11 protein-coding genes are annotated in these 11,710 nt (G+C 43.9%); 6 read left to right on the top strand and 5 right to left on the bottom strand.

The annotated features are described in order from the left end of the window. Positions 1 to 52: 52 nt before the first annotated feature. From PO830_RS05775 to clpX, 4 genes are all read left to right on the top strand, one after another. Positions 53 to 397, top strand: coding sequence for a phage holin family protein (locus PO830_RS05775; protein ID WP_272852589.1), 345 nt, complete (start codon positions 53 to 55; stop codon positions 395 to 397). A gap of 91 nt (positions 398 to 488) precedes the next feature. Further along, positions 489 to 1,811, top strand: coding sequence for a trigger factor (tig, locus tag PO830_RS05770; RefSeq protein ID WP_272852588.1), 1,323 nt, complete (start codon positions 489 to 491; stop codon positions 1,809 to 1,811). Positions 1,812 to 1,919: 108 nt separating this feature from the next. Next, complete coding sequence (gene clpP, locus PO830_RS05765) at positions 1,920 to 2,591, top strand: ATP-dependent Clp endopeptidase proteolytic subunit ClpP (RefSeq protein ID WP_272852587.1); 672 nt, start codon at positions 1,920 to 1,922, stop codon at positions 2,589 to 2,591. A gap of 25 nt (positions 2,592 to 2,616) precedes the next feature. Then, positions 2,617 to 3,849: an ATP-dependent Clp protease ATP-binding subunit ClpX gene (gene clpX, locus PO830_RS05760; RefSeq protein ID WP_272852586.1), complete on the top strand. Its 1,233-nt coding sequence runs from the start codon at positions 2,617 to 2,619 to the stop codon at positions 3,847 to 3,849. 74 nt (positions 3,850 to 3,923) lie between these two features. On the opposite strand, the gene PO830_RS05755 is transcribed toward clpX, so the two are convergent. Beyond that, positions 3,924 to 4,103, bottom strand: a complete 180-nt coding sequence (locus tag PO830_RS05755; protein WP_272852585.1) for a hypothetical protein — start codon at positions 4,101 to 4,103, stop codon at positions 3,924 to 3,926. A gap of 172 nt (positions 4,104 to 4,275) precedes the next feature. Continuing rightward, the gene (locus PO830_RS05750; protein WP_272852584.1) at positions 4,276 to 5,790 is read right to left on the bottom strand and encodes a GH3 auxin-responsive promoter family protein; all 1,515 of its coding nucleotides are present in this window, start codon (positions 5,788 to 5,790) and stop codon (positions 4,276 to 4,278) included. A 45-nt stretch (positions 5,791 to 5,835) separates the two neighbouring features. Here PO830_RS05750 and PO830_RS05745 point away from each other — a divergent pair, with 45 nt between their 5' ends. Next, positions 5,836 to 6,633: a DUF2797 domain-containing protein gene (locus PO830_RS05745; RefSeq protein ID WP_272852583.1), complete on the top strand. Its 798-nt coding sequence runs from the start codon at positions 5,836 to 5,838 to the stop codon at positions 6,631 to 6,633. Here PO830_RS05745 and PO830_RS05740 read toward each other — a convergent pair. Together PO830_RS05740 and PO830_RS05735 are read right to left on the bottom strand one after the other, a co-directional pair. Then, positions 6,623 to 9,241, bottom strand: coding sequence for an AsmA-like C-terminal region-containing protein (locus PO830_RS05740; protein ID WP_272852582.1), 2,619 nt, complete (start codon positions 9,239 to 9,241; stop codon positions 6,623 to 6,625). The two genes, PO830_RS05745 and PO830_RS05740, sit on opposite strands and share 11 nt — an antisense overlap. A gap of 6 nt (positions 9,242 to 9,247) precedes the next feature. After that, a complete protein-coding gene (locus PO830_RS05735; RefSeq protein WP_272852581.1) occupies positions 9,248 to 9,952 on the bottom strand; it encodes a queuosine precursor transporter in 705 nt (234 codons plus the stop codon). A gap of 79 nt (positions 9,953 to 10,031) precedes the next feature. On the opposite strand from PO830_RS05735, the gene folK reads away from it, so the two are divergent. Then, a complete protein-coding gene (folK, locus tag PO830_RS05730; RefSeq protein WP_272852580.1) occupies positions 10,032 to 11,162 on the top strand; it encodes a 2-amino-4-hydroxy-6-hydroxymethyldihydropteridine diphosphokinase in 1,131 nt (376 codons plus the stop codon). On the opposite strand, the gene PO830_RS05725 is transcribed toward folK, so the two are convergent. Continuing rightward, the gene (locus PO830_RS05725) at positions 11,159 to 11,701 is read right to left on the bottom strand and encodes an RNA methyltransferase (protein WP_272852579.1); all 543 of its coding nucleotides are present in this window, start codon (positions 11,699 to 11,701) and stop codon (positions 11,159 to 11,161) included. The genes folK and PO830_RS05725 overlap by 4 nt on opposite strands. Positions 11,702 to 11,710 lie beyond the last annotated feature (9 nt).

Raw genomic sequence — 11,710 nt, 5'->3', positions numbered from 1 at the left:
AAACCGCGCTTCAAGCGCGGTTTTTTTGTACCTTAGAACTTAAAACCAACGTATGAAAACCATTCTGAAAATATTGCTTACAGCCGTAGCTGTTGTTATTCTTGCTAAGATCCTACCCGGAGTTACCGTAGCAGGATATGTTTCGGCAGTGATTGTAGCTATAGTCATTGCCTTACTGCGCCTCATTGTAAAGCCCATACTCGTCATTCTAACCCTTCCGGTGACCATCATCACCCTCGGGCTCTTTTTATTGGTTATCAACGCGCTCATAATCCTTATGGCCGATGCATTTTTAGAGGGTTTTGGCGTGGCCGGATTCTGGTGGGCACTCTTGTTCAGCCTCTTGCTTTCGTTTTTACAATCGATTCTCCATTCGCTTATCGGTTCCGAAGAATAAGGTCTTGAACATCAACTCATAATTGTTGTCGAGTTGGTATAAAAATCGTACTTTTGCCGTCCGATTTTAAAGGGATAATTTTTCAGAACCAATGAACATTACAAAAAAAGACATCGATGCGTTAAATGCGGTGGTTACCGTGGAAATTTCAAAGGAGGATTACTTTGATAAAGTAGATCGCATTTTAAAAGATTATCGAAAAAATGCCAATATTCCCGGATTCCGAAAAGGGCATGTGCCTATGGGGATGGTGAAAAAGAAGTACGGAACGGCCGTATTGGTAGATGAGGTAAATAAAATACTACAGGATTCACTTCAGAAATTCTTAACGGAAGAAAAACTAGACGTACTAGGAAATCCACTTCCGAAGAATGAAGCGGATATCAACTGGGAAGCGGAAGATTTTACATTCGATTTCGAATTGGGACTTGCGCCTGATTTTGAGGTTGATGTAAAAGGAAAAAAGGCCATCACACACTATAAAATCGTAGCAGACGATGCGATGATCGACAATCAAGTAAAGACCATTCGCAAGCAGTACGGAAAATTGATCGCCAAAAAAGCGGTAGAAAAAGGAGACGAGATCACGGGAACATTTACTTCCGAAGAAAAGGAACTAAATAATAAAGCCACCTTTTCGCTGGAAGATATCCAAGGGAAAAAGCAAAAAGAAGCGCTTCTAGGCGCGAAGGTAGGCGATACCCTTAGCCTGAAAACCAAAGGGCTCTTTAAAAATGAGCACGACAATCAGCGTCATTTAGGAGTTTCACACGATGAGGCCCATGGGCTGGATATTGAAGTGAACCTCGCCATCGAAGAGGTGAATGCTCGTGAGCTGGCGGAAATGAATCAGGAGTTGTTCGACAAGTTGTTTGGAGAAGGAGTCGTTACTTCGGAAGCCGAACTTCGTGAGAAAATTAAAGAAGATGCCGAGCGTCAGTTCGAGCAACAGAGCGATCAAAAACTATTGAATGATGTGGTAGAGTCGCTGATAGAGAATACCAAATTTGAACTTCCCGGGGCGTTCTTACAACGCTGGATTCAGGTGAGTGGTGAAAAGCCGATGACCGAAGATGAGGCAAAAGCCGAGTACGAGCGTAGCGAAAAAGGATTACGGTATCAATTAATTGAAGGAAAGATTAGAAGTGAGAACGAACTGAATGTGACCTTTGAAGAGTTAAAGGCCTATGCCGCTAACATGATCAAGGCGCAGATGGCCCAGTTTGGACAGACCGATCCTAGCGAGGAAGAAGTCAATCAAATTGCGGCGCGCATCTTGAGCAATCAAGAAGAAGTGAAGCGCATTTCCGAACAACTCAATACCAATAAGCTTTTGGCGTTTTTTAAAGAAGAAGCGAAACTAAAAACCAAAGAGATTCCTTACGATCAATTCGTAAAGGAAGCCTACGCGTAATTCAACGATAAATGGTTATCTTTAAGGCGTTGAATGGTACATTTAACGCCTTTTTAGTTATTGTTTAATACATTCGAATAGAATCATCAATCAAGGAGAAATACCTATATGAACTACGGAAAAGAATTTAAAGAATTTGCTATTAAAGATCAGGGAATCAGCAGCACCTATTATGACAAGATCATAAGCAGTATGCATCCCGTGGGACTAACGCCCAATATTATTGAAGAACGCCAAATGAATGCGGTGGCCATGGATGTATTTTCGCGTTTAATGATGGATCGCATCATCTTTCTGGGTACCGGGATCAATGATCAGGTAGCCAATATCGTGCAGGCGCAATTACTATTTTTGGAAAGTACGGATGCGTCGAAAGACATCCAGATCTATATCAATTCACCGGGAGGTAGTGTGTATGCCGGATTGGGTATTTATGACACCATGCAATTCATCAAGCCGGACGTAGCTACCATTTGTACCGGTATGGCTGCTTCCATGGGCGCCGTGCTCTTGTGCGCTGGCGAGAAAGGAAAGCGAAGCGGATTGACACATTCGCGCGTCATGATTCACCAACCGCTAGGGGGAGCTCAGGGACAGGCAAGTGATATTGAAATCACGGCACGGGAGATCATCACCTTAAAGGAAGAATTGTACAAGATCATCTCGAAACACAGCGGGCAACCCTATGAAAAGGTGTATGAAGATAGTGATCGAGATTATTGGATGAAAGCCGAAAAGGCAAAGGAATACGGAATGATTGACGAGATCCTGGCCCGGTAAACCTCATTGCTGAAAAAGAAATACTATGTCGAAAGAAGAATTAGAATGCTCATTTTGTGGTCGTAAAAAGGCGGAAACCAATTTACTTATTGCCGGATTGGACGCCCACATTTGCGATCGCTGTATCGAACAGGCCCATGGGATCGTGGTCGAGGAAGCATTGCATTCTACCAACAGTGAGCTCAGTAAAGAATTAATGCTAAAAAAGCCCAAGGCGATCAAGTCCTTTTTGGACGATTATATCATTGGGCAGGAATATACCAAAAAAGTGATGTCGGTTGCGGTGTACAATCACTACAAACGATTGCTTCAGCCAAAGTCGGATGACGATATCGACATCCAAAAAAGTAACATCATCGTCGTGGGGCAAACCGGTACCGGAAAGACCTTGTTGGCGAAGACCGTAGCGCGTATGCTAAACGTTCCGTTAGCCATTGTGGATGCCACGGTTTTGACAGAAGCCGGATATGTGGGTGAAGATGTAGAAAGTATTTTAACGCGTTTATTGCAGGCAGCCGATTATAATGTGGAAAAGGCCCAGCACGGAATCGTGTTTATTGACGAGATCGATAAAATTGCTCGTAAAAGCGACAATCCTTCCATCACGCGAGATGTGAGTGGAGAAGGCGTGCAGCAAGCCTTATTAAAATTGTTGGAGGGTACTACGGTGAATGTGCCGCCAAAAGGGGGCCGAAAGCACCCAGATCAAAAATTTATAGAGGTTAATACCGAAAACATACTGTTTATCGCCGGAGGTGCTTTTGATGGCATCGATCGACACATTTCCAAGCGCCTGAACATGCAAGCCGTAGGATTTAGTGCTTCAAAGTCTGAAGATACTCTCGATCGGGAGAACTTGTTGCGCTATATTATTCCGAAGGACTTAAAGGATTTTGGATTGATTCCTGAAATCATCGGTCGCTTGCCGGTGCTGTCGTATATGAATCCCCTAGATAGAGGTACATTACGCGCCATTCTTACCGAACCTAAAAATGCTATCATCAAGCAATATCACAAGTTGTTTGAGATGGATGAAATAGATTTCGTCATTACGGAAGAGGCGTTAGCATTTATCGTCGATCAAGCCATCGAGTACAAACTGGGCGCCCGAGGATTGCGATCGCTTTGTGAGGCGATTCTAACCGATGCGATGTTTGAACTTCCGGGAACGGAAGAGAAAAAACTGAAGGTGACCAGAGAATACGCCGAACAGAAGCTGAACAAATCAACGATAAAGAAGTTAAAAGCGGTGTCCTAACCCGAATACCTATTAAAAAAACCGGATCCAACGATCCGGGTTTTTTATGGTCAAAACAAATAAAATCAAGCGTCTTAGGGGTGCGCTATGACAGTTTCCTGCGAGGTTCGCATAATTTTTTGGTGCATTAACTCCTTTTTGTTCTTCAAGGTATATCCGGCAATCTCTCCTTTAGAAAGTTCTGAAGTGGTTGCACAGGAAGTGAATGACATTACTGTGATAAGTAGTACTGCGATGTAACGTAAATGTTTCATTTATAGCCCCAATGTTTAAATGATGATTCAAATCTAGTCCGTAGGAAAAAGACTACCAAAACTTTTAGATGTAGCTCCAAAATATTCGATAAAAAACACAACCGCATTCCTCGTAAAGGCGCGTTAACAAAGTGGTTTGCAGATTATCGATGAATTATGTCGCCTGTCGATGTTAGTGATTGAGCGATAACAACTCTTCCAGGTAATTGCGAGAATTAGACAGTCGGGGTACCTTGTGTTGTCCGCCTAACTTCCCTTTATCCTTCATCCAATCGTAGAATAGGCGTGTTCTGGCGCAGTGTATGGTGGGCGCATTGAGCGTCGTGTTTTTAAAGCGTTTGGCTTCGTAGTCACTATTAACCTCTTGCAAGGCTTTATCAAGCACTTTTGAGAAGAAGGCAAAGTCTTCAGGCGGATGTTTGAATTCTATGATCCACTCATGTGCTCCTTTTTCACGTTCTTTCATAAAGATGGGCGCTGCGGTGTAATCCACAATTTCGGTATGGGTTAACTGGGTGGCTTTCCGAAGAGCCGCCTCCGCATTTTCAATAATTAGTTCTTCCCCAAAGACGTTGATAAAGTGTTTGGTGCGTCCCGTTACTTTTATACGATACGGATTGACAGAGGTAAAGCGAACGGTGTCTCCAATCTGATAGCGCCAAAGTCCGGCGTTGGTGGTGATGACGATGGCGTAATTGACACCCATCTCTACTTCGCTCAGCGGAATCACTTTTTCAGTACCCGTTCCATATTGGGTCATGGGAATGAATTCATAAAATATTCCGTAGTCCAGCATCAACAAAAGTTCTTTGCTGTGATTTTGATCTTGAATAGCAAAGAACCCTTCCGAAGCATTATAGATCTCATAATATTTAAAGCTTTCCTTGGGAAGAATCTTTTGATATTGCTCTATGTACGGCTCAAAGCTAACGCCGCCATGAAAGTACACTTCCAAATGTGGCCATATCTCGAACAAGTTCGACTTCCCACTAGTTTCCAGTACGTTGTTCAGCAGTACGAGCATCCAGGAGGGAACTCCGGCAAGACTGGTCACATTTTCGCGCATGGTCTCTTCCACAATGGCCTGCATCTTCGTTTCCCAGTCGGCCATGAGCGACACCTCATTCTTTGGTGTGCTACTATACTCTGCCCAGAACGGCATGTTGTCAATGAGTATGGCCGATAGATCGCCAAAAACGGTACCGTTCTCGCGATACAATTCTTTACTACCTCCTAATCGCAAGCCCTTTCCTACAAAAAGTTGTGATTCGGGATTGTTATTGAGATACATGCAGAGCAGGTCTTTACTAGCAGCGTAATGACAGTCTTCGAGCGATTCTTCACTAACTGGAATGAATTTACTCTTGCTATTTGTCGTCCCACTGGATTTCGCAAACCACTTGATGGGTTTGGGCCAAAAGATATTGGTTTCACCACGGCGTGCCCGTTCAATACGTGCTTCATTATCTTCGTAGGTAGTGATAGGTAAGCGCTGGGCATATTCGCTGTAGGAGGCGATCGAAGCAAAATCATATTCCTTTCCCAATTCGGTATTACGCGCTTTGTGAAGTAGGTCGAGCAGCAGCTCTTCCTGAACTTCATTCGGGTATTTAAGGAACAATTCAATTTGATGGAATCGTTTCTTTAAAAACCAGGAAGCGATCGAATTTACGATGGGTATTGGCATTATTTAACCTATCTTTAGTTCATAAAAATAGCAATTTCTTTTTTTATGAAATACGAAGGTGTCCTAACAAAAATGCAAACTGAGAACGGAACGCCTATTCAATATTATTTGGTTTTTGAAAGTGATTTTCTGCACATGAACCAGTTGCTTGATAAAACCCTTTCCATCAATTTTTTACGTTATCAATGTTTGAATTGTGGAAAAGAAAAGAAGATCTATCGTCAAGGATTTTGCTATGATTGTTTTTTTGAAATTCCGCAGGCAGCCGATTGGGTTATCAAACCCGAGTTAAGTAAGGCGCATCTCGATCAGGAAGAACGTGACCTGGAATATGAAAAAAAAGTACAGTTGCAGCCGCATATTGTGTACTTGGCGAACAGCAGTAACGTTAAGGTAGGGGTCACGCGTAAGAGTCAGGTGCCCACCCGCTGGATCGATCAAGGAGCACACGAAGCCATAGAAATCGTGGAAGTACCCAATCGCTACCTCGCCGGTATCACTGAAGTAGCGCTCAAAGAACATGTAAGCGATAAAACCAATTGGCGTACCATGCTTAAGAACGAAGTGGAAGATGAAGATCTGGTGGCTTGGCGCAATCGATTACAGCAATATATTCCAGAGGAAGCGCAAGAATATTACATCGCTTCCAACAAAGAGACGCAATTAGATTTTCCGGTGTTGCAGTATCCCACCAAGCTAAAAAGTCTCAACTTAGAGAAATCTCCTTTCTATGAAGGAGTGCTCAAGGGGATCAAAGGGCAGTATCTACTGTTTGCAGACAATACCGTGTTTAATGTTCGCAGCAACGAAGGGTATGTGGTTTCTTTAGAAATCACTGATTAGTACTATCCTTTTTTCGCTTTCGGTTGAAAATTCCGCCTAAGATATCCTGTACCACTTGCGTGGTGGAAGATTGCGTCTGACTGCTATCTTGTTGGGTGCCGGTGGTATCCTTGGGACGGTTTCCGCCTGAAATAATATCCTGAAGAATGTTGGTGCCTTTATCTGCTAATTCTTGCTTTTGCTTTTCGATTAAACGTTGCGTTAAGGTATTTACAGCGGCTTGTGTGTTAACCGATACTTGCGGACTATTAATGGTTCCTCCAATTTGTACCGGAAGCGCCACCGTTACATTTTCAGCATCCGCGGGATCCAATTTGGCGAGCAACCCGGCAACCGAGCTTCCCATATAGCGTCCGGGGACATCCATTGTTACGTTGTAATTAATGCTTTTATCCAAACCGTGACGCCCTTGCACTTCGATATTGATTCCTTTAAGGTTGAAATCGAAGGGCTGCACTTCAATATTTCCATTATTGAAATTTAAAACGGTACTCACGTCCCGCAAGCTCAATCTGCTAATGTCTAAAAAAGGCAGTTTTTCTCCCAGGCGCGCCATAAGCGGAGTTTTGGAATTGTCTACTTCCGCTGTAAGGATTTGCGCCAGGGCGTTTCCAGCTAACGTTTCCAACTTGGGCGTCATGTCTTCCGTCAAGCTTCCTTGCAATTCCAGTTGGGTGTTGAGCGTTCCGTCTAATGCGCGGGCAATAGGCGTAAGGAATTCCAAAAGTTCTAGTTTTTGAAAGGATTCGGAAATACTGATCTTGCTCAGATCGACGTCCATGGCAAAGGTAGGGGTGGCATTTTGTGTTGATACCGTTCCGCCCACGGCAACCGTTCCGCCGAAAATATCGGAGGTGAGATTTTGCAAGCGAAGGGTCTCCTGGCGTATTCCGGCGATTCCCTGCACGTTGGTCAATTCCAGATCGTCGTAAAGCACTCGGTCTGCTCTAAAATTGAGGGTGGCGTCGAGAAAATCGGGGATACTAACCCCTTTCTTCGGGGATGTTGTTGCATTTTTCGTGTTTGCTTCGGAAGCGGTCGTAGGCGCCTTGAAGTCATTCACATTAAATGTCTTGGATCGCACTTCAAAATTTCCTTTGAGGTCTTGCTTTTGTAACAAGAAGGGAATCAGGTTCTGGATGTTTCCGGTAGCCGAAAGATCCGTTTGTCCGCTCTGCGCATTCAATTCCTGAAGGGTAATCGTTCCGGGCGCTAACGCCAAACGGGCTCGTGAAATCTCAATATCATTTTGAAAGCTGGGATCGCTGTAGGTAAAGTCGGTGAGCTGTGCCGTTCCGCTGCCTTCAATATTTTGGTATTGTTCCTTTTCGATCGACTCCATATCAAATCGCGTCGTTAAGTCGGCGACAAAGCGACCCTGTAACGGGGCTTTCATGGTAACGGGCAGTACATTTTCAATGTTCCCGAGATTAAGGGCACCTTTCATATCGAGATTAACCAGGCTGTTTCCGGTGAGGTTTCTAATGGTTCCCGAGGCTTGAAAAGGTTCGTTGTCTATCGAAAAAGTAAGGTTTCCTATCGTCAAAAACGTGTCTTCAGTACTTCCGGTATCGTTGATCAGACGGGCGTCAATGGTGATATTTTGAACTGATTTAGGCAGGTCGGGATATTTAAACGAAGCATTCGTGCTTTTTACCTGAATGTCCATTTGCGGAATAGTGGCTTCTGAAACTGTTCCCTTCAGCATTCCATTTACGGTAAAATCACCCGTGGTTTGCACATTAGATATGTTCTTTACATAAGTTTCAGGCAGTACGGCCAAGAAATTTTTAAAATCGGAGGATGGTGTTTGGAAGGTCAACTCCATGTTCGTGCCCTCTTCGACGATCTGGACAAATCCATCAAACTGTAAGGGAAGTTCGTTGACCTTGGCTTCGTTTTCCAGAAAGGTATATTTTTGTTCTTCCAGGTCCATCTGAATTTCAGCACGCAAGGAAACCTTATTGTTGGTTAAGTACTCTAGCTCCCCAAGGCCAAATGTCACCAACGCTGTGGTTTCTGTTTCGAGGGTGCTTTCCGATAGGGAAAAATCGCCTTGTCCTTCGTGGTTCACTTCTTTCAGCAGGAAATAGGTTTCGGAAGCCTCATCGCGATAGCGAATTTGAGAATCTCGAATTTGATATTCTTTGAGATCAAATTGGAAAGACGAGTTGCCTTCCGTTTCATCCGCCAAGGGAGCGTCGCTTTTAATTGCGATGTCGTAATTAGCATTTCCCAAGGAGTCTAATTGAATATTGACCAAGGTCTCATCAAAGGTAAGGGCGTCCACAAGAATCGATTCGTTGCTGCTTTTAAACAACTGCATGATGCCCATCGAAAGCGTTACACGTTTACCGGCCGCGAGCGTATCTCCTTCAAACGGAGCACGGTTGACGACACTAAAATCTTTAATGCTAAGCGCGGCATTTGGAAAATTGCGAAACAGACTGAGATCAAAATCGCTCCAGACCACGTCTGCATCGAGATTTTTATCGATGCTGTTTTTTACCATTTTTTCTATCGATCCCTTCAGAAAGAAAGGAGATAGCAGGAGTACGATCAGCAGGATGCCGAGTACAATTCCTACTATTTTCAGTATTTTTTTCATAGCTAATTATTCATGTTCAAGCGGCAATTCTTCTCCCCATTCCAGTCCAAATCGTTTCCGAAGCGCATACACAGATGCGTACAACAACGGAGTATCCAGGGCGGCAACAAGTACCTTGAACAGGAATCCGCTAACCAGGAGCGCTCCAAACAATGACCATTCAATTTTTCCGAAGCTACACAGCAAAAACAACACGGTAAAAGTGTCTACGAACTGCGACAGGAAGGTCGAAAAGTTATTGCGCAACCAAAGGTGTTTCCCTTTGGTGAGGCGCTTCCAGAAATGGAAGATTTGAATATCAATATACTGTGCTAGTAGATACGCCATCATAGACGCAAAAACCGCGATGGCCGTAGCGCCAAAGACCGTCTCGAACAAACTGTCGTTGATAGGGCTCCATTCGGTGGCAGGTACCGCCGCTGCAACATATACGATTAACAAAGAAAAGAACGACGCAAAAATTCCGGAGGTCACCACTAAATTGGCTTTTTTCTTTCCGTAAACCTCACTGATGATGTCTGTGATCAAAAACGTGATGGGATAGGGAAGTATTCCTACGGATATTTCGAAAGTGTAGATTCCGAAGAAATCCCAGGAGAAAAACTTTTGAAAGATCAAGTTTGAAACGACCAGAGAAGCAATAAATAACGCTCCTAGTATAAGATAGATGCGTCGTGCCAACTGCTGGTCTTTCGTTGTTAGTGTCCTCACACAAATTCTTTAACAAACAAAGGTACTTGCCAGACGTATTCTTTTCGTTAATTTCGTGCTAAATGTTAAAATCAAGTTTTTGAAAGACCTTCAACACGATGTGTTTCTAGCCTTGGGCAGCAATTTGGGGAATCGATACGACCACCTGCAAGCTGCGATAGAGGCCCTTTTTGAAACGGTAGGAGGTATTCAAAAAATATCTTCTGTCTACGAATCACCTGCCATGGGATTTGAGGGGCCGGCGTTTTTGAATTGTGTGGTGTGGTTGCGCAGCCGATTAAGTGCTTCGAAAGTGTTGAAAGCAGTACTAACTATAGAGAAAAGACTAGGGCGCGAACGAAAGACCACCGAAACGTATACTTCTCGACCCATCGATATTGACGTACTGTTTTACGATCAGGAAATAAAAGAGACGACGCAACTTACCCTTCCGCATCCCGAATTGGAACATCGGCGGTTTGTACTACAGCCCATGGCGGAGATCTACCCCCAATGGCATCATCCCGTTTCGGGAAAGAACATGATACGGTTGCTGGCCGAAACCAATGATGAAAGTGCTCTTGAAAAGCAATCCAAATGGTTGCGAAACCCCATCAAGAATATCGACTTCGCGCGATTTAATTACGTAGCGATTGAAGGAAATATTGGGGCCGGAAAAACCAGTTTGAGTACGCAGATCGCAGAAGAATTCAATGCCAAACTGATATTGGAACGCTTTAAGGACAATCCGTTTTTACCAAAGTTCTACAAAGACCAATCGCGGTATGCCTTTCCGTTAGAGATGAGTTTTTTGGCAGATCGTTACCAACAGTTAGTAGAGGATATCGCACAATTTGATCTTTTTAAAGATTGTGTAGTCACCGATTACGACTTGTATAAATCGTTGATCTTTGCGCAGGTTACCTTGGCGGAAGAAGAATTTACCTTGTATAAAAAATTGTTTCAGATCATGCATAAGGAACTTCCGCAGCCCGATGTGTATGTGTATTTGTATCAGCATACCGAGCGATTGTTGGAGAACATTAAGAAGCGCGGCCGAAGTTACGAGCAAAACATTCAACCGGAATATTTGCAGCAGATTCATGAAGGATATTTCAATTACATCAAATCGCTTCCTTCAGAAAAAGTAAAGGTGATCGATGTCTCTGATTTAGATTTTGTCAAGAACCGAAGCGACTATCTCACCCTGGTGCGTACGATCGTCGATTAATGTAAGGCCTTCAACTTGCTAAAAAAGTCCCATAACACCACCCCAGAACTTACCGAAATATTCAGGGAGTGCTTGGTGCCCACCTGTGGTATTTCAATGACCGCATCGCAGGCAGAGACCACTTTTTGTGCGACGCCTTTCACTTCATGGCCAAATACGAGCGCGTAGGTCATTTCTTTTTGAACCGAAAACGAATCTAACATTATGGCGGTTTCCGCTTGTTCGATGGCAGCTACAAAAGCACCTTCACTTTTAAGCTGTGAAACGAGTTGCAGGGTGTCTTCCACATGTTCCCAAGGGACACTCTCGGTGGCCCCCAAAGCTGTTTTCTGAATATCCTTGTGGGGTGGTTTGGCAGTAATGCCACAGAGATAGATCTTTTCAATGAGGAAGGCATCGGCCGTGCGAAAAATGGCGCCGATATTGTTCAGGCTTCGCACATTATCTAAGATAACTATGAGTCGGGTTTTCTCAACTTCCTTGTATTCTTCCGGAGAGATTCGGTCGAGTTCGCTGTTCTTTAATTTTCGATAACGCATGGTACAAAA

Source organism: Altibacter sp. HG106, assembly GCF_028561755.1.
GTDB lineage: Bacteria > Bacteroidota > Bacteroidia > Flavobacteriales > Flavobacteriaceae > DFVG01.
This window is presented reverse-complemented; position numbering and strand designations above follow the sequence as displayed.

Bases quoted from the DNA above. Each gene is read 5' to 3' on its own strand.
- tig (WP_272852588.1), top strand. From the start codon at position 489: ATGAACATTACAAAAAAAGACATCGATGCGTTAAATGCGGTGGTTACC.
- PO830_RS05725 (WP_272852579.1), bottom strand. From the start codon at position 11,701: ATGCGTTATCGAAAATTAAAGAACAGCGAACTCGACCGAATCTCTCCG.
- PO830_RS05775 (WP_272852589.1), top strand. From the start codon at position 53: ATGAAAACCATTCTGAAAATATTGCTTACAGCCGTAGCTGTTGTTATT.
- clpP (WP_272852587.1), top strand. From the start codon at position 1,920: ATGAACTACGGAAAAGAATTTAAAGAATTTGCTATTAAAGATCAGGGA.
- PO830_RS05745 (WP_272852583.1), top strand. From the start codon at position 5,836: ATGAAATACGAAGGTGTCCTAACAAAAATGCAAACTGAGAACGGAACG.
- clpX (WP_272852586.1), top strand. From the start codon at position 2,617: ATGTCGAAAGAAGAATTAGAATGCTCATTTTGTGGTCGTAAAAAGGCG.
- PO830_RS05740 (WP_272852582.1), bottom strand. From the start codon at position 9,241: ATGAAAAAAATACTGAAAATAGTAGGAATTGTACTCGGCATCCTGCTG.
- PO830_RS05755 (WP_272852585.1), bottom strand. From the start codon at position 4,103: ATGAAACATTTACGTTACATCGCAGTACTACTTATCACAGTAATGTCA.
- PO830_RS05750 (WP_272852584.1), bottom strand. From the start codon at position 5,790: ATGCCAATACCCATCGTAAATTCGATCGCTTCCTGGTTTTTAAAGAAA.